This is a genomic window from Pelomonas sp. Root405 (genome assembly GCF_001425165.1).
GTDB lineage: Bacteria > Pseudomonadota > Gammaproteobacteria > Burkholderiales > Burkholderiaceae_C > Pelomonas.
This window is the reverse complement of record NZ_LMDU01000016.1, coordinates 231,846-248,755: the sequence shown is the minus strand read 5'-3', so window position 1 is coordinate 248,755 and position 16,910 is coordinate 231,846. Positions and strand designations below refer to the sequence as shown.

General features: G+C 68.9%; 20 protein-coding genes. 12 read left to right on the top strand and 8 right to left on the bottom strand.

Annotated features, from left to right (window positions below):
- Window positions 1-50: 50 nt before the first annotated feature.
- From kdsB to ASC81_RS23950, 5 genes are read right to left on the bottom strand one after another with little or no spacing between them, the layout of a single operon-like run.
- A complete protein-coding gene (gene kdsB, locus ASC81_RS23970) occupies window positions 51-788 on the bottom strand; it encodes a 3-deoxy-manno-octulosonate cytidylyltransferase (RefSeq protein ID WP_056273135.1) in 738 nt (245 codons plus the stop codon).
- Window positions 785-991 carry a Trm112 family protein gene (locus ASC81_RS23965; protein ID WP_056273132.1) on the bottom strand — a complete coding sequence of 69 codons (207 nt, stop codon included), beginning with the start codon at window positions 989-991 and terminating at the stop codon, window positions 785-787. The genes kdsB and ASC81_RS23965 overlap by 4 nt, the downstream gene beginning before the upstream one ends.
- Window positions 991-2,034 carry a tetraacyldisaccharide 4'-kinase gene (gene lpxK / locus ASC81_RS23960; protein ID WP_235533757.1) on the bottom strand — a complete coding sequence of 348 codons (1,044 nt, stop codon included), beginning with the start codon at window positions 2,032-2,034 and terminating at the stop codon, window positions 991-993. Before lpxK ends, ASC81_RS23965 begins: the two co-directional genes overlap by 1 nt.
- Window positions 2,000-2,416: a biopolymer transporter ExbD gene (locus ASC81_RS23955; protein ID WP_056273131.1), complete on the bottom strand. Its 417-nt coding sequence runs from the start codon at window positions 2,414-2,416 to the stop codon at window positions 2,000-2,002. Before ASC81_RS23955 ends, lpxK begins: the two co-directional genes overlap by 35 nt.
- Window positions 2,417-2,426: 10 nt before the next feature.
- On the bottom strand, window positions 2,427-3,044 hold the full coding sequence (locus ASC81_RS23950) for a MotA/TolQ/ExbB proton channel family protein (protein ID WP_056273129.1): 618 nt from the start codon (window positions 3,042-3,044) through the stop codon (window positions 2,427-2,429).
- A 362-nt stretch (window positions 3,045-3,406) separates the two neighbouring features.
- Between ASC81_RS23950 and xseA the strand changes: the two genes are divergently transcribed.
- Window positions 3,407-4,708 (top strand): exodeoxyribonuclease VII large subunit, encoded by a 1,302-nt coding sequence (gene xseA / locus ASC81_RS23945; protein WP_056273416.1) that lies wholly within the window; start codon window positions 3,407-3,409, stop codon window positions 4,706-4,708.
- A 57-nt stretch (window positions 4,709-4,765) separates the two neighbouring features.
- Entirely contained in the window at window positions 4,766-5,353 is a 588-nt protein-coding gene (locus ASC81_RS28010; protein WP_056273126.1) for a superoxide dismutase, read from the top strand.
- 183 nt (window positions 5,354-5,536) lie between these two features.
- Here ASC81_RS28010 and ASC81_RS23935 read toward each other — a convergent pair whose 3' ends face one another.
- Window positions 5,537-6,751, bottom strand: coding sequence for a polyhydroxyalkanoate depolymerase (locus ASC81_RS23935; RefSeq protein ID WP_056273122.1), 1,215 nt, complete (start codon window positions 6,749-6,751; stop codon window positions 5,537-5,539).
- A gap of 103 nt (window positions 6,752-6,854) precedes the next feature.
- Between ASC81_RS23935 and ASC81_RS23930 the strand changes: the two genes are divergently transcribed.
- Window positions 6,855-7,586: a glutathione S-transferase family protein gene (locus tag ASC81_RS23930; protein ID WP_082536792.1), complete on the top strand. Its 732-nt coding sequence runs from the start codon at window positions 6,855-6,857 to the stop codon at window positions 7,584-7,586.
- A 1-nt stretch (window position 7,587) separates the two neighbouring features.
- On the opposite strand, the gene ASC81_RS23925 is transcribed toward ASC81_RS23930, so the two are convergent.
- Window positions 7,588-8,040 (bottom strand): cupin domain-containing protein, encoded by a 453-nt coding sequence (locus tag ASC81_RS23925; RefSeq protein WP_056273120.1) that lies wholly within the window; start codon window positions 8,038-8,040, stop codon window positions 7,588-7,590.
- Between the two features lie 110 nt (window positions 8,041-8,150).
- Here ASC81_RS23925 and ASC81_RS23920 point away from each other — a divergent pair, with 110 nt between their 5' ends.
- From ASC81_RS23920 to ASC81_RS23885, 9 genes are read left to right on the top strand one after another with little or no spacing between them, the layout of a single operon-like run.
- Window positions 8,151-10,352, top strand: a complete 2,202-nt coding sequence (locus tag ASC81_RS23920) for a cation-translocating P-type ATPase (RefSeq protein WP_156392401.1) — start codon at window positions 8,151-8,153, stop codon at window positions 10,350-10,352.
- Window positions 10,352-10,501, top strand: a complete 150-nt coding sequence (gene ccoS / locus ASC81_RS23915; RefSeq protein ID WP_056273113.1) for a cbb3-type cytochrome oxidase assembly protein CcoS — start codon at window positions 10,352-10,354, stop codon at window positions 10,499-10,501. Before ASC81_RS23920 ends, ccoS begins: the two co-directional genes overlap by 1 nt.
- A gap of 46 nt (window positions 10,502-10,547) precedes the next feature.
- On the top strand, window positions 10,548-11,993 hold the full coding sequence (gene ccoN, locus ASC81_RS23910) for a cytochrome-c oxidase, cbb3-type subunit I (RefSeq protein ID WP_082536774.1): 1,446 nt from the start codon (window positions 10,548-10,550) through the stop codon (window positions 11,991-11,993).
- 10 nt (window positions 11,994-12,003) lie between these two features.
- On the top strand, window positions 12,004-12,663 hold the full coding sequence (gene ccoO, locus ASC81_RS23905) for a cytochrome-c oxidase, cbb3-type subunit II (RefSeq protein ID WP_056273109.1): 660 nt from the start codon (window positions 12,004-12,006) through the stop codon (window positions 12,661-12,663).
- Window positions 12,650-12,781, top strand: coding sequence for a cbb3-type cytochrome c oxidase subunit 3 (locus ASC81_RS27255; protein WP_156392400.1), 132 nt, complete (start codon window positions 12,650-12,652; stop codon window positions 12,779-12,781). The genes ccoO and ASC81_RS27255 overlap by 14 nt, the downstream gene beginning before the upstream one ends.
- Window positions 12,778-13,671: a cytochrome-c oxidase, cbb3-type subunit III gene (ccoP, locus tag ASC81_RS23900; RefSeq protein ID WP_056273106.1), complete on the top strand. Its 894-nt coding sequence runs from the start codon at window positions 12,778-12,780 to the stop codon at window positions 13,669-13,671. Before ASC81_RS27255 ends, ccoP begins: the two co-directional genes overlap by 4 nt.
- Window positions 13,672-13,679: 8 nt before the next feature.
- On the top strand, window positions 13,680-15,071 hold the full coding sequence (ccoG, locus tag ASC81_RS23895) for a cytochrome c oxidase accessory protein CcoG (protein ID WP_056273104.1): 1,392 nt from the start codon (window positions 13,680-13,682) through the stop codon (window positions 15,069-15,071).
- A gap of 18 nt (window positions 15,072-15,089) precedes the next feature.
- A complete protein-coding gene (locus ASC81_RS23890) occupies window positions 15,090-15,311 on the top strand; it encodes a nitrogen fixation protein FixH (RefSeq protein ID WP_156392399.1) in 222 nt (73 codons plus the stop codon).
- Window positions 15,308-15,601 carry a hypothetical protein gene (locus ASC81_RS23885; protein WP_056273098.1) on the top strand — a complete coding sequence of 98 codons (294 nt, stop codon included), beginning with the start codon at window positions 15,308-15,310 and terminating at the stop codon, window positions 15,599-15,601. The genes ASC81_RS23890 and ASC81_RS23885 overlap by 4 nt, the downstream gene beginning before the upstream one ends.
- Here ASC81_RS23885 and ASC81_RS23880 read toward each other — a convergent pair.
- Window positions 15,543-16,898 carry an NAD(P)/FAD-dependent oxidoreductase gene (locus ASC81_RS23880; protein ID WP_056273095.1) on the bottom strand — a complete coding sequence of 452 codons (1,356 nt, stop codon included), beginning with the start codon at window positions 16,896-16,898 and terminating at the stop codon, window positions 15,543-15,545. The genes ASC81_RS23885 and ASC81_RS23880 overlap by 59 nt on opposite strands.
- Window positions 16,899-16,910 lie beyond the last annotated feature (12 nt).

Below are 16,910 nucleotides of genomic sequence, written 5' to 3'. Positions count from 1 at the left end.
GGTCGAGTATCGCACGCGGCCTTTCTGCGGCCTGACGGGGGAGCGGGCGCTCAGGCCTGGATCAGCCGCCGCACGCGCTCCAGATCCTCGGGCGTGTCCACGCCCGGGCCGGGACGCTCGTCACTGACATGAACCGCGATGCGTTCGCCATGCCAGAGCACGCGCAGCTGTTCCAGCGACTCGATCTGCTCCAGCGGGCTGACCGCCAGCGTCGGGAAGCGGCGCAGGAAGCCGGCCCGGTACGCATACAAGCCGACATGGCGCAGCGCCTGGTTCGGCTGGCCGGTGCCATCGCGCCACCAGGCGATGGGAGCGCGCGAAAAGTAGAGGGCACGCCCGGCCTTGTCCGTTACCAGCTTGACCACATTGGGGTTGGAGAACTCCGCGGCGTCGATCAAGGCATGGGCAACGGTGGCCATCACGCAGTCCGGCTGCGCGACCAGCGTCGCCGCGCACGCGTCGATCATGGCCGGCGCGATCAGCGGCTCGTCACCTTGTACGTTGACGACGACGGCATCGTCGGCCAGGCCCAGTTGCTCGACGGCTTCGGCGAGGCGGTCGCTGCCGGACGGGTGGTCGGCCCGCGTCATCAGTGCCCGCACGCCATGGGCAGCGCAGGCGGCGGCCACCTCGGGCGCATCGGTGGCGACAACGATCTGCCCAGTGGCTGACAGCGCGGCGCGCCTGGCCACGCGCACGATCATCGGCAGGCCGGCAATGTCTGCTAGCGGCTTGTTCGGCAGCCGCGTCGACGCCAGACGCGCCGGAATGATGACGGTAAAGCTCACGGCGCCAGCACGACCGGCGGCTTGGGCGCTTCCGGGTCCCACGGCTTGGCCTCGCTTTCCAGCATCAACGGGATGCCGTCGCGGATCGGGAAGGCCAGGCGGTCCGGGCGGCAGGCCAGCGCTGGCAGTTCACCCTCGCGCAGCAGCGTCAGCGGCCCCTTGCACAGCGGGCAGACCAGCATTTCGATGAGGCGGTGATCCATCAGGCGAGCAGGGAGAGTTTTTGCAGTTGTCCGTCCAGCGCGGCCTCGAAGCCGGCGCCGGGCGAGAAGTCTAGCGCCACCACCCAGACGGGTAGGGCGCCGACCCGGCGCGGCGGCAGCTTCACGGCGTCCTTCTCGGTCAGCACGACGCCGGCTGTGTCGGCAGGCCAGGGTAGCGTTGCGAAGTCGGCGTGGTCGGGCAGGGCCAGGGTGGTCAAGCGCAGGCCGAGGCCGTGCAGCATGTCGAAAAAGCGCTGCGGCCGCGCGACGCCGGCGACGGCCAGCAGGCCCGGCCGTGCACGCAGCGCCAGCAGCGTGTCCATGCTGGCCGGCTTGCCGGCCCACCAATCGGCCAGCGTCACCGCACCGGCCAGGCGGCGCTCGGCCACAAAGCCGGGCAGGGCCGTGCTGGGCTGGGCGGCGTTGTAGACCACCAGTTGATTGGCCAAGAGCGGTGCCGGCGGCTGGCGCAGCGGCCCGGCCGGCAGCAGGCGACCATTCCCCAGGCCGCGTTCATCAAACACCAGCACGCTCAACTGGCGCGGTAGGCGCCAGTGCTGCAAACCGTCATCGCTGACCAGCAACTGCAGCCCAGGCTCGGCGGCCAGCAGCGCCCGCGCCGCGGCAACGCGGTCTCGGCCGACGGCCACCGGCACGCGGCCGCGCAGATGGATGAGCAAGGGCTCGTCGCCGACCTCGCGCGCCGTCGATACCCGGGTGACGAGGTGCACGCCATCACCATCACGCCCATAGCCGCGCGACACGACGCCGGCACGCAGGCCGCGTGCGCGCAGCAACTCCAGCAGGGCCAGCGTGGTCGGTGTCTTTCCGGCTCCGCCGACAATCCAATTGCCGACGACGACGACGGGCACCGGCAACTTCTGGACATGTGTCAGCCCAGTCTGGTAGGCCAGCTGACGCAGCGCCAGCAGCGCGCGGTAGAGCCAGCTCAAGGGCAGCAGCGCGGCAGACAGCCCGCCGCCGCTCAGCCACTGCGCTTGCAGCCGATCAGCGAGCGTCGGTCTGCGCGGCGAAGGTGACACGCGTCAGGCCGACGCGGCGCGCGGCGTCCATCACGTTGACGACGGCCTGGTGCGGCGTGGCGGCGTCGGCCGAGATGATCAGCGATGCCTCCGCATTGCCGCCGGAGGCCTGGCGCAAGGCGCCGATGAGGATCTCGACTGAGCGGCCCTCCACGGCCTGGCGGTTGACGACGAAGCGGCCATCGGCCGCAATGCCGACGATGACCTCCTGCGGCCTGTCCTTGAGCTGCTCCGCGTCCGCCGAGGGCAGCGTGATCTGCAGCTCGGTGAACTTGGAGTAGGTCGTCGACAGCATCAGGAAGATCAGGATCACCAGCAGCACGTCGATGAAGGGGATCAGATTGATCTCCGGCGGCTCGGTGTGTGGGGAGCGGAAGCGCATGGGCTAGCCCTCAGGCTGTGTAGCGGCGCAACTGGCCCAGCAGCCGGTCGGCCGCGGCTTCGAGTTCGAGCACGTACTCTTCGATGCGGCCCCGGAAGTAGCGATGGAACATCAACGCGGGAATGGCGATCATCAGGCCGAAGGCGGTGTTGTAGAGCGCGATGGAGATGCCATGCGCCAGCTGCGCCGGGTTGCCGCTGCCGGGTGTCTGGCTGCCGAAGATCTCGATCATGCCGACCACCGTGCCCATCAGGCCCAACAGAGGCGCGGCCGTGGCGATGGTGCCAAGAGTGTTCATGTAACGGTCCAGCTGGTGCACGGCGCGGCGGCCCGCAAACTCGAACACCATGCGCAGCTTGCCCTCGGGCATCTGGGGCTCGGCCGTCACGGCGCGCAGACCGGAGGCCAGCACCTCACCGAGGATGGAGTTCTCGGCCAGGCGGTCGACCATGTCGGGCGCGGGCAGTTGCTGGGCGCTGACGTTGAGCACGTCTTCCAGCAGGCGCGGCGGCATGATGCGACTGGCCCGCAGGCTGGACAGGCGCTCGATGATCAGGGCCAGGGCCACCACGGAGCACAGGAGCAAGGGCCAGATCGGCCAACCGGCGGCTTGTATGATCGAAAACAAGGGCGTCCCCGTCGAGAAAGTCGAGTTGAGCGGCCGCGAACGGCCCGGCTAAGTGCGCGGGATTATGACCCCAGCCTCAGCCCATGCCGGGGCTTGCGGCGGCCTCTTCAGGCGTCTTCCCACAATCCACCGTTACTGTGGATAACTTTGTGGGCAAGGCCCCGGCGTCGGCTCGCAGAGGCCGGTAAATCAAGGCCTTGGACAACTTGCCTCAAGTTTGAGCAGCGGACTTTCGAATTGAAAAACAAGGCCTTATGTGCTCATGACGGTGCCGTGACAGCTGAAATGAGCTGCGATCGCCCGCCAGCCCAGCATTGGCGCGGCTGTGGACTTCCCGGCCCGCGCCGGTATTGGGTTTGCGCGTGATTGAGCCTCGCGAGACCGCATCCAGCCGACGTGTCTGGGGTGTTGCCGGCCTGCTGGAGGCGGTGAGCCAGAGCCTGGCCGAGCGCTTTTCCGTCGTTGCCGTGGGCGGCGAGATCACCGGCTTCACGCGCGCCGCCAGCGGCCACTGCTACTTCGGGCTGAAGGACGCCGACGGCCAAGCCGCCAGCCTGCGCTGCGCGATGTTCCGCCGCGCGGCGGCCATGCTGGACTTTGCGCCGGGCGAGGGTGTGCTGGTGGAGTTGCGCGGGCGCGTTGCCGTCTACGAGCCGCGGGGCGAGCTGCAATTCATCGTCGAGGCCATGCGCCGTGCGGGCGCCGGCACGCTGTACGAGCAGTTCCTGAAGCTGCGCACGCGGCTCGCCGCCGAGGGGCTGTTTGACGCCGAGGCCAAGCGCCCGCTGCCCAGCCACCCCCGGCGGATCGGGGTGATCACCTCGGCGGCCGGCGCGGCCCTGCATGACGTGCTGACCGCGCTCGCGCGTCGCGCGCCGCAGGTCGAGGTTGTCGTCTATCCCAGCCCTGTGCAGGGCGCGGAGGCGCCGCCAGCCCTGGTCAACGCTCTGCGCATCGCCAACGAGCGAGCGGAGGTCGACGTGCTGCTGCTGGTGCGCGGCGGCGGCTCGCTTGAAGACCTCTGGGCCTTCAACGACGAGCGCGTCGTGCGCGCCGTGGCTTCGTCGGGGCTGCCGCTGGTCTGCGGTGTCGGCCATGAGACGGATGTGACGCTGTCCGACCTGGCGGCCGACCTGCGTGCGCCGACGCCCACCGCCGCCGCCGAACTCGCGGCGCCGCCGCGCGACGGGCTGCTGCAGCAACTCGCCGCTCTGGAGCGGGCGCTGGTGCTGCGCATCGACCACCGTCTCCAATCGCTGGCCCAGCGCCTGGACCGCCTCGCGCTGCGCCTGGCCCGCCCCAGTGACGCACTGGCTCGCCAACGGCGCATGCTCGAACTGCTGGCCCAACGCGCCGCTGCTGCGCCGCAGCGCCGTGTCGAGCTGCAAGGCCAGCGGCTGGCGCATCTTGAGCAGCGCCATCAGCGCGCCTGCCGCGACATCCTCGCGCGCCAGGCCACGCGGCTCGACGCCCTGCATGCCCGCCTGCAGGCGCTGGACCCGCAGCATGTGCTGGCGCGCGGCTACGCCTGGCTGGACGACGGCGCCGGTGGCGCGGTGACTTCCGTGCACGGTCTGCTGCCGGGCGCCGAAGTGCGCGCCGTGCTGGCCGACGGCAGCCTGGACTTGCGCGTTCTGGGGGTAACGCCATCAACCCAGGGGTGATCCTCGCTCCCTACAATCTTTCGGTTCGCCTTTCCCCCCAACACAGAGGACTCCACGATGGAACACACGCTGCCCCCGCTGCCTTACCCGATTGATTCGCTGGCCCCGCACTACAGCCAGGAAACCCTGGAGTTCCACCACGGCAAGCACCACAACGCCTACGTCGTGAACCTCAACAACCTGCAGAAGGGCACCGAGTACGAGGCGCTGTCGCTGGAAGAGATCATCAAGAAGGCACCGAACCCGGGCCCGGTCTACAACAACGCTGCGCAGATCTGGAACCACACCTTCTTCTGGAACTGCATGAAGCCGCAAGGCGGCGGCGAGCCCAGCGGCGCGCTGGCCGACGCGATCAACGCCAAGTGGGGCAGCTACGCCGCCTTCAAGGAAGCCTTCGTCAAGAGCGCCGTCGGCAACTTCGGTTCGGGCTGGACCTGGCTGGTCAAGAAGGCCGATGGCTCGGTCGACATCGTCAACACCGGCGCCGCCGGCACGCCGCTGACCGGCGCCGACAAGGCCCTGCTGACGGTCGACGTGTGGGAGCACGCCTACTACATCGACTACCGCAACCTGCGCCCCAAGTTCGTCGAGACCTTCCTGAGCAACCTCGTCAACTGGCAGTTCGCTGAGAGCAACTTCGCCTGATCGGTTTCGCTCCGATGCAAAGGCCGGCTGATGCCGGCCTTTGTCATTGCCCCACGGAGCGCAGGCGGGCGGGCAGACCTGCTGCTGCGTGTCCTCCGGCTGCTGCGCAGCCTCCTCCTTTACCTTCGCATCAGGCCTGCCCACCCGCCTGCTCGGAGCGTCGGCTGCAGAGCAAAGGCAGGCTCACTGCGAGACTTGAATGACGTGCCGCACCAGCGGATAGACCTGGTGCTGCCAACGCCGTCCGCTGAACACGCCGTAGTGGCCGACGTTGGGCTGGATGTAGTGGGTGCGCATATAGGCCCGCAGGCTGCTGGCCAGGTCTTGCGCGGCCAGTGTCTGGCCGACCGCGCAGATGTCGTCACGCTCGCCTTCCACCGTCAGCAGCGCCGTGCGGCGGATGGCCGCTGGATTCACGCGGCGGCCCTTGAAGAACATTTCGCCGCGCGGCAGGTCATAGGTCTGGAAGACGCGCTCGACCGTCTCCAGGTAGAAGTCGGCTGCGAGGTCGGCGACGGCCAGGTACTCCTCGTAGAACATGCGCGTGATCTCGGCCTTGTCGAACTCGTCGGCCACGAGGTGGCGGTAATAGTCCTTGAAGGCATTGCTGTGCCTGTCCTTGTTCATGCTCATGAAGGCCGACAGCTGCACAAAGCCCGGATAGACGCGCCGCCCCGCGCCGGCGTGCTGCCAGGGCACATGGCTGATCAGGTTCTTCTTGAACCAGCTGATCGGCTTGCTGGTCGCCAGCGTGTTCACCGCCGTCGGGCTGACGCGGCAGTCGATGGGGCCGGCCATCAGCGTCAGGCTGGCAGGCGTGGCCGGATGGTCGTCTTCCGCCATCAGCGCGACGGCAGCCAGCGCACTGACGCAGGGCTGGCAGACGGCCACCACGTGGGCTTGCGGGCCGATGGCAGCCAGGAAGTCGATCAGGTGGCCGGTGTACTCGTCCAGACCGAAGTTGCCCGCCGCCAGCGGCACGTCGCGCACGTTGTGCCAGTCGGTCACGTAGACATCGTGGTCCTGCAGCAGCGTGCGCACCGTGTCGCGCAGCAGCGTGGCGAAGTGGCCCGACATCGGCGCCACCACCATCACCTTGGGCTGCTCGGGCGCGCCGGCCTTTCGAAAGCGCAGCAGCGTTGCGAAGGGCGTGACCAGCGTCGCCTCCTCGGTGACAGGCCAGCGCTCGTCGCCGCTGACGACCTCGCCAATGCGCCAGGGCGGGCGGGTGTGGGTGACCTGGGCCAGCTCGAAGAGCTTGCCAGCCGCCGACATCTGCCGGGCCGGCAGCCAGCCGCCGTGCGCCGCGCCCGGTTGGTCAAGGAAGGGAAGGGCCAGGCGTGTGGCGGCTCGCAGCGGCCACAGCAGATCGGCGTGGGCCTGGTAGGCGGGGTACATGGACGTTCCTGCGAAGCCGACGATGCACCAGCAACGCAAGGAGCGCGCCAGCATGGCATGGGCCTTGCGTCGATCCCTCTGCCACGACCGCGAAGGAAACGCCATGCCTGTTGCCACGCCAACCCGCCCAGCCAGCAAAGTGGCCAAAGCCGCGCCCGCGCGAAAGGCCAAGGCAGTGGCGCCCGCCGCCACGCTGACGCTGAGCAGCAAGAACTATTCGTCCTGGTCGCTGCGCGGCTGGCTGCTGACGCGTTTCGCCGGGCTGGCTTTTGAAGAGGTCATGCTGCCACCCGATGACGAGGACGCGCGCAAGGAGCTGCTGCTGCTGGCGCCATCCATCCGCGTGCCCTGCCTGCGCCATGACGGTGTGACGGCCTGGAACACGCTGGCCATTGCCGAGTACCTGGCCGAGAGTTTCCCCAAGGCCGGCCTGTGGCCCACCGACCGCATCGCCCGTGCCCATGCCCGTGCCGTCTGCGGCGAGATGAACTCTGGCTTCGCCAACCTGCGCGCGGCGCTGCCGATGAACCTCAAGGGCCACTTCCCGCGCCACAAGATCTGGGCCGGTGCCCGGCCGGACATCGAGCGCATCACCGAGATCTGGACCGACTGCCTGGCCCGCTACGGCGGGCCCTACCTGTTCGGCGCCCGGCGAAGTGCGGCCGACGCGATCTTTGCGCCGGTGGTCACGCGCTTCCTGACCTATGACGTGCCGCTGAACCCCGCCTGCCTGGCCTATTGCAAGACCATCAGCGCGATGCCGGAGCTGCAGGAGTGGACCGCGGCGGCGAAGTTGGAGCCCGACGAAATCGAGCAGCTGGACATGGACTTCTGATTCAGTCCCACGGCGCGGGCACCGGCACCTCGCAGGGTGCCGGCGCGTCCACCGTCTTGAAATCGGCCGGCGAGACGATCTCCAGGTACTCCATGTCCGGCGAGTAGTCGAACAGGTAATGCACGATGCCGGGGCGCTGGTGCACGCAGTCGCCGGCCTCCACCAGCGTCACCTGGTCGCCGTACATGAACTTGGCCCAGCCCTTGGTCATCAGCACGATCTGGAACTCCGCCTCATGGCGGTGCCATCCGGTGCCCTTTTCCGGGGCCATGTTCGCCTTCACAAGGTGCGCGATGACTTTCCCGCCCGTGGCTTCGGCCACGCCGAGGTCGCGGTAGAGGAAGAAATCCCTCAAGCCGTCGGGGCGCCAGGGCGTGTCCCCGGGCTTGACGTGGGAGAACTGCGTGGCGGACGCGTCGTTGGCGGCGTCCACGGGTATCGACAGATCCGACATGAGCTGGCCTCCTGAAATGCTGCAGGCCCGCGAACACACGCAATATGCGTTCCTGCAATCGCTTGACGCAGGTCATGGCGGAGATCGTGCATGCCACCTAGATTGCAGCCGTGAGCGCTTCCCCCCCTGGCTTGCACGCGGCCGATGCCGACGCGCGCCTCCTCGCCCCTTTCACCACCTGGCCCGACGGCGCGGGCGGCGTGGCGCTGTCACAGTTCCAGGTGGCCGGCATGCATTGCGCGGCCTGTTCCGGGCTGATCGAGGCGGCGCTGCTGAAGCTGCCTGGCGTGCAGGGCGCCGGCGTCAACCCGGCATCGGCCCGGCTGTCGCTGCGGTGGCGGCCATCGCAGCTCGCCCTGGCTGATGTGCTGGCCGCGTTGCAGGCTGCCGGCTACCGCGCCACGCCCGATGTCGCGGCGCCTGCGCGCGAGCTGCGCCGGCAGGAGCGGCGCCAAGCGCTGTGGCGCCTGTTCGTGGCCGGCTTTCTGATGATGCAGGTCATGATGCTGGCGACGCCGGCCTATGTGGCCGAGGCGGGCGAGCTCTCCAGCGACCTGGACCGCCTGCTGCGCTGGGGCAGCTGGGTATTGACGCTGCCTGTCATGGCGTTTGCGGCCGGCCCCTTCTTCAGCGGCGCCTGGCGGCAGTTGCGTGCCGGTCGGCTCGGTATGGATGTGCCGGTGGCGCTCGGTATTGCCGTCACCTTCGTGGCCAGCACCGGCGCGCTGTTCGACCCGGGCGGGCTGCTGGGCCATGAGGTCTATTTCGATTCGCTGACGATGTTCGTCGCGCTGCTGTTGCTGGCGCGCTGGTTCGAGGTGGGTGCCCGGCACCGTGCGGCGGAGGCGCTCGAAGCTGTCGCAGGCGCGCTGCCGATGGCGGCGGAGCGGCTGCTGGAAGACGACAGCAGCGAGCGCGTGCCGCCCGAGGCGCTGCGTGTCGGTGACCGCATCCGCGTGGCGGCCGGCGAGGCGTTCGCGGCGGACGGCTGCGTGCTGTCCGGCCAGGGCTTCGTCAACGAGGCGCTGCTGACGGGCGAATCCGCGCCGGTGGCCAAGACCGTGGGCGATGCGGTCGTGGCGGGCAGCATCAACCTCGACGGCTCGCTGGTCGTCGGCGTGCAGCGCGTGGGCCAGGACACGACGGCCCAGGGCATCGTGCGGCTGATGCAGCAGGCGCAGAGCCAGCGTCCTTTCGTCCACGGGTTGCTGGACCGCGTGGCCGCGGGCTTCACGGCCGTCGTGCTGCTGCTGGCGCTGTCCGCCGGCCTGGCCTGGTGGTGGGTCGATCCCGCGCGCGCGGTCGCCGTGGCGGTGGCCGTGCTCATCGTGACCTGCCCTTGCGCGTTGACGCTGGCCGCGCCCGCCGCGTGGCTGACCGCCAGCGGCGCGCTCGCCAGGCGAGGGCTGCTGCTGGCCGACCTGTCGGCGCTGGAGCGGCTGTGTGCGGTGAACACCGTCGTTTTCGACAAGACCGGCACGCTCAGCGAAGACCGCTTGCAATTGCGCAGGCACTGGACCCGGGGTGCTGACGCCGACGCGCTGCTGGCCGTGGCGCGCAGCCTGGCGGCGTTGTCGCGCCATCCGCATGCACGTGCACTCGCCGATGGCCGCGGTGCCGGCACCTGGGCCGACTTGCGCGAGGTGGCGGGCCATGGTGTCGAGGCGCGCGATGCGACGGGGCGGCTCTGGCGCCTGGGCGCACCCGACTGGGTCAGTGAGCAACCCGACCCTGCCGCACGCTTGGCCTTCGGCTGCGGCGACTGTGTGCTGTGGCTCGACCTGGCCGAAGCGCCGCGCGCCGATGCGGCCGCGGCCGTCGCTGCGCTGCAGGCGCAAGGCCGGCGGGTGCGGCTGTTGTCGGGCGACCAGCCGGCCGCCGTCGCGCACATGGCCGCGGTGCTGGCCATCGACAATTGGCAGGCCGGCGCCACGCCCGGGGCCAAACTCGCCGCGGTGCGCGGTTGGCAGGCTGCAGGCGAGCGCGTGCTGATGGTGGGCGACGGCATCAACGACGCGCCGGTGCTTGCCGCGGCCGATGTGCGCATCGCAATGGGGCAGAGCGCGATGCTGGCTCGCAGTGCGGCGGATGCGCTGCTGGTGTCCAACCGGTTGATGGCCGTTCCGCAGGCGCTGGCGCTGGCCCAGAAGACGCGCCGGGTACTGCGCCAGAACCTGGCCTGGGCAGCGCTCTACAACGCCGCCTGCGTGCCGCTGGCGCTGACGGGCTGGTTGCCACCGCTCGCCGCCGGCATCGGCATGGCGGCCAGTTCGCTGTTCGTCGTGTTCAACGCGCAACGCCTGAATCGCTGATGGACATCCTCTACCTCCTCATCCCCTTCTCGGTCGTGCTGGTGCTGCTGATCGTGGCGGTGTTCGGCTGGGCCGTGAACGACGGCCAGCTCGATGGCTTCGATCAGGAGGCAGAACGCATCCTGCTTGACCGGGATCAAGGCGCCTGAGGCCGCCCCCTAGAAGAATCGTTCGCATCAGACTGGAGGAGTCGCGATGGCGAATGAAAGAGTCCCGGGCCAGCCCGGGATGACATACGAGGACGGGCCGGTGCGGGCATTCGCGCTGGCCGCCGTGCTCTGGGGCGTGGTGGGCATGGCGGTGGGCGTGTTCATCGCCGCGCAGCTGGCTTGGCCGGAGCTGAACTTCGGCATCTCATGGCTCAGTTATGGCCGCCTGCGGCCGCTGCACACCAACGCGGTCATCTTCGCGTTCGGCGGCTGCACGCTCATGGCCACCAGCTACCACGTCGTACAGCGCACCGGCCAGACGCGGTTGTTCGCGCCCATGCTGGCCTGGTTCCACTTCTGGTCCTGGCAGGCGGTCATCGTCGGCGCGGCGATCACCCTGCCGCTGGGCATCACGCGCGGCAAGGAATACGCGGAGCTGGAGTGGCCCATCGCGCTGCTGATCGCCGTGTCCTGGATCGCCTATGCCATCGTCTTCTTCGGCACCGTGGGGCGCCGCAAGATCCGCCACATCTATGTCGCCAACTGGTTCTTCGGTGCCTTCATCCTCGCCGTGGCGCTGCTGCACATCGTCAACGGCGCGGTGCTGCCGGTCAGCTTGTGGAAGAGTTACTCGGCTTATGCCGGCGTGCAGGATGCGATGGTGCAGTGGTGGTACGGCCATAACGCCGTGGGCTTCTTCCTGACCGCCGGCTTCCTCGGGATGATGTACTACTACATCCCCAAGCAGGCCGAGCGGCCGGTCTACAGCTACCGCCTGTCCATCGTCCACTTCTGGGCGCTGATCTTCACCTACATGTGGGCGGGCCCGCACCACCTGCACTACACGGCGCTGCCCGACTGGGCGCAGAGCGTGGGCATGATCTTCAGCCTGGTGCTGCTGGCGCCGAGCTGGGGCGGCATGATCAACGGCGTCATGACCCTGTCGGGTGCCTGGCACAAGCTGCGTGACGACCCGATCCTGAAGTTCCTGATCGTGGCGCTGTCCTTCTACGGCATGGCCACCTTCGAGGGGCCGCTGATGTCGATCAAGACGGTCAATGCGCTGTCGCACTACACCGACTGGACCGTTGGCCATGTGCACGCCGGCGCGCTGGGCTGGGTGGGCCTCATCTCCATGGGCTCGCTCTACCACCTGATTCCGCGCATGTACGGCCGCACCGAGATGCACTCCAAGAGCGCCATCGAGCTGCACTTCTGGATCGCCACCATCGGCATCGTGCTCTACATCGCCGCGATGTGGATCGCCGGCGTCATGCAGGGCCTGATGTGGCGCGCGGTCAACCCCGACGGCACGCTGGTCTACACCTTCGTCGAGAGCGTCAAGGCCACCTGGCCGTTCTACGTGACGCGGCTGGTGGGCGGGCTGATGTACCTGGCCGGCATGCTGGTGATGGTCTGGAACGTGGTGAAGACCGTGCAGGCCGGCAAGCCGCAGCAGGTGCGCATCCCCACCGTGCTGGCTCACGCTTGAAGAGGTCGACATGAGCAACAACAACACTGAACGAGTCACTGGCCATCAGCGCATCGAGACCAGCAACCTGCTGATGATCGTGCTCGTGCTGCTGACGGTCTTCGTCGGCGGCTTCGTCGAGATCGTGCCGCTGTTCTTCCAGCGCTCGACGACGCAGGCGGCGCCGGGCCTCAAGCCCTACACGGCGCTGCAGGTCGCAGGCCGCGACATCTATGTGCGCGAGGGTTGCTACAACTGCCACTCGCAGATGATCCGGCCGCTGCTGGCCGAGACGCTGCGGTACGGCGAGTATTCCAAGGCCGGCGAGTTCGTCTACGACCGCCCCTTCCAGTGGGGCAGCAAGCGCACCGGGCCGGACCTGCACCGCGTGGGCGGCAAGTACAGCGACGACTGGCACCGCCTCCACCTGATCAACCCGCGCGACCTGGTGCCCGAGTCCAACATGCCGGCCTACCCCTGGCTGGCCACCACGTCGGTCGACGGCGCGGCGCTGCCGGCCAAGATGAGCGCATTGCGCACGCTGGGCGCGCCCTACAGCGACGCCGAGATCAAGGACGCACCGCAGGCCGCCACCGGCAAGACCGAGCTGGATGCGCTCATTGCCTATCTGCAGGTGCTGGGCACGGCCGCAGCAACGGCGAAGAAGGAGGCTTCCAGTGGGAGTCAATGAACTGCGCGTGGCCGTGACCCTCGTGTCGCTGGCCGTCTTCATCGGCATCGTCGTGTGGGCCTGGCGCGGCCACTTCGACGCGGCGGCCGAGCTGCCCTTGCAAGGGGATGATCAATGAGCGACTTTTTCAACGGCGGCTGGTCGATCTTCATCGCCGCAGCGACGGTGCTCGGCCTGGTGGCCTGCATCGTGCTGCTCGTCATCGCCAGCCGGCGCCAGCCCGCGGCGGCCGACAACACCACCGGCCACGTCTGGGACGAGGACCTGCGCGAGCTGAACAACCCGCTGCCGCTGTGGTGGATGGGCCTGTTCGTGCTGACGGTCGTGTTCGCCGGCATCTACCTGGCGCTGTACCCGGGCCTGGGCAGTGTGGCCGGTTCGCTAGGCTGGTCGAGCACCGACGAGCATGCCGCCGACGTGGCCCAGGCGCGCGCTGCCATGGCGCCTGTCTACGCCGGCTTTGCCGGGCAGGCGCCCGAGCAACTCGCCAAGGACCCTCAAGCCCATGCCATCGGCGAGCGGCTGTTCGCCAACAACTGCGCCACCTGCCACGGCTCCGACGCCAAGGGTTCCAAGGGCTTTCCCAACCTGGCCGACAAGGACTGGCTGTGGGGTGGCAGCTTCGAGACCATCAGCCAGACCATCACCCAGGGCCGCGAGGGCAACATGCCGCCGATGGCTGCGGCGGTGGGCAGCAGCGAGGACGTGCGCAACCTCGCGCATTACGTGCTGTCGCTTTCGGGCAGCCCGCACAACTCGCTGTATGCGCAGTTCGGCAAGCCCAAGTTCACGGCCTGCGCGGCCTGCCACGGGGTGGGCGGCAAGGGCAACCCGGCGCTGGGCGCACCGAATCTTTCCGACAAGGTCTGGCTGCATGGCTGGGGTGAGTCCGCCGTCGTCGCCATGATCAACGGCGGCAAGCACAACCAGATGCCGGCCCATGGCGAACGGCTGACGCCTGAGCAGATCCGCGTGCTGGCGGCCTATGTCTGGGGCCTGTCCCAATAGACCAACCCATGGCCGATTCCGAAGCCGTCATCCGCCTTTACAAGTCGGAAGACAAGATCCACCCGCGCAGCGTGCGGGGACGGTTCACCAACCTGCGCTGGGCCATGGTGGCCCTGACGCAGCTCGTGTTCTACGGCCTGCCCTGGCTGACCTGGGGCGACCGCCCAGCGGTGCTGTTCGATCTGGCCGCGCGGCGCTTCTACGTGTTCGGCTTCGTGCTGTATCCGCAGGACTTCGTCTACCTGACGGCCCTGTTGCTGATGTCGGCCTATGCGCTGTTCCTGTTCACGGCCGTGGCCGGGCGCGTCTGGTGTGGCTATGCCTGCCCGCAGACGGTCTACACTGAACTCTTCGTGCTCATCGAGCGCTGGTTCGAGGGCGACCGCAACGCACGCCTCAAGCTGGACAAGGCGCCCTGGTCGCGGAACAAGCTGTGGCGCAAGGGCGGTAAGCAGCTCGGATGGATCGCGCTGGCGCTGTTCACCGGCTTCAGCTTCGTCGGCTACTTCACGCCCATCCGTGAGTTGCTGGGTTTCTCGCTCGGGCCGTGGGAAGCCTTCTGGGTGCTGTTCTACGGCTTCGCCACCTACGGCAACGCCGGTTTCATGCGCGAGCAGGTCTGCAAGTACATGTGCCCGTACGCGCGCTTCCAGAGCGCGATGTTCGACCACGACACGCTCATCGTCACTTACGACCCGGCCCGCGGCGAGCCGCGCGGCAACAACGCGCTGCGCAAGAAGAAAAGCGAGGCACGCAGCCAGGCCGTGGGCGACTGCATCGACTGCGGCCTGTGCGTGCAGGTCTGCCCGACCGGCATCGACATCCGCAAGGGCCTGCAGTACGAGTGCATCAGCTGCGCCGCCTGCATCGACGTCTGCGACGGCGTGATGGACAAGATGTCCACGCCGCGCGGCCTGATCCGCTATGACACCGAGAACGGCATGGCCCGGCAGCTCACGCCCGCCCAGCGCCGGCGCCGCATCTTCAGGCCGCGCGTGCTCATCTACGGCACCCTGCTGCTGGGCTTGAGCACTGCCGTACTGTGGAGCCTGATGAGCCGGCACGACTTCCGCGTCGACATCGTGCGCGACCGCGCCACGCTGGCCCGACAGGTCGAGGACGGCTGGATCGAAAACCTCTACCGCCTGCAGCTGATGAACGCGACCGAGGCGCCGCAACAGCTCAGCGTCGAGGCCGACGGCCTGCCCGGCTTGCAGCTCAGTCGCGCCACCAGCATCTCGCTGGGCCCGGCCGAAGCGCGCTGGGTGACCGTCGCGCTGCGCCTGCCGCCCGAGGCCGCGCAGCAGCTCAAGGCCGGCGCCCAGCCCATCAGGTGGCGCGTGACCAGCGCGGCCGGTGACAGCGTCGCCGAGAAATCCACCTTCGTCGTGCCGCGTTGACGCGGCGGGAAAGTCACCATGTCGAATCCAGCAACTCCCTCATCCGCCTGGCGCGAGCCGATGGTCTGGCTCGTCGTGTCGGGCCCCGTCGCCGTCATCCTGGCCAGCATCGTGACCGTGACGCTGGCCATCCGCCACCCCGACCCGCCGCTGGTGACGCGGGCGACGACCGATGCTGCGCCCGCCCAGGCGGCACGCAACCATGCCGCCACCGGCGTGGTGCCGGGAGCCAAGAGGTGACCGGCACGCCGGGGCCGTCGCGCATCGCCCGCTATGCGATGGCGGTGGCCTGGTCGTCCTTCCTGTCGGCCGGTGTGCTTGAGGCGCTGGTGTTCGCCGTCGTCGACCCGCACGAGCTGCGCTGGTTTGGCGCCGCGCCGGTGGAGCTGTCGGCGCAGGCGATCTACACGGTCAGCTTCCTGATCTTCTGGGGCGTCATCGCCTTTGGCGCCAGCCTGGCGCTGCTGCTCGTCAACCTGCCGGCCGACGAGCCGAAGCCGCAGCGGCGCTCGCCGGGCTGGCCTCGCTGAGCCCGTCGCCAGCGACCACCCGCGCGTTGCGGTCATGCGTCCAGTACGCCCAGGCCCAGTCGACCAGCACGACGAAGCGGTTGCGAAAGCCGATCAGGAACCAGACGTGCGCGAACAGCCAGAACAGCCACGCGAAATAGCCTGAAAAGCGCAGCGGCCCGGCCGGCGTGTCCAGGTCGACGACCGCACTGTTGCGGCCGATGGTGGCCAGGTTGCCGTAGTCGGTATAGCGAAAGGCCTGGGTGGCCTCGCCGCGCAGGCGGCGCTGGATGTTGGCGGCGGCGCAACGGCCCATCTGCTTGGCGCCCGGCGACACGCCCGGCACCGGCCGCGGCTCGTGGCCCGGCTTGTGGCTCTGCGCAGCGGCCAGGTCGCCAATGACCTGGATGGCGGGGAAGCCCTTCAGGCTCAGGTCGGGCTCCACGACAACGCGGCCGGCCCGGTCCAGCGTGCAGCCGGTGGCATCGGCAAGCGCCAGGCCCAGCGGTGACGCCGCCACGCCGGCCGCCCAGACGACACAGCGGCTCTGCAGGCGCTCGGCGCCAGCGGCGGTCGTGATGTCCAGCCCGTCGGCGTCGATGCCAGTCACGCGTGCCCCCAGCCGGACCTCCACGCCCAGCGCCGTCAGCTGCTTGCGGGCGCTTTCGCTCAGGGCCTCGGGCATGGACTGCAGCACGCGCGGGCTGCCTTCCACCAGCAGCACCTTGGCCTGCCGTGGGTCGATGCGGCGGAACTCACCCGGCAGCGTGTGGCGTGCGATCTCGGCGAAGGTGCCGGCCAACTCAACACCGGTCGGCCCACCGCCGATGACGACGAACTGCAGCAGCGCCGCGCGCCTGGCCGGGTCGTCCTCCCGCTCGGCCGCCTCGAACGCCATCAGCACGCGGCGGCGGATCTCGAAGGCATCGTCCAGCGTCTTCAGCCCAGGTGCGTGTGCCGCCCATTCATCGCGGCCGAAGTAGCTGTGCGTGGCGCCGGCAGCAACGATCAGGTGGTCCCAGAGCAGCCGCGCCCCGTCCTTGAACACCGCCGTCTGCGCCTGCGCATTGACGGCGACGACCTCACCGAGCAGCGTCGTCACATTGCGCTGGCGGCGGAACAAGTGGCGCACGGGCGCCGCGATCGACGGCGCCGACAGCCCGGCGGTGGCCACCTGGTACAGCAGCGGCTGGAAGAGATGGTGGTTGGTCTTGTCGACGATGGTGATGTCGACATCGGCCGAGCGCAGGGCCCGCGCCGCCTCCAGGCCGCCAAAACCGCAGCCGACGATGAGCACTTGAGGACGCATGCGGGCCATCCTACGCCTGGT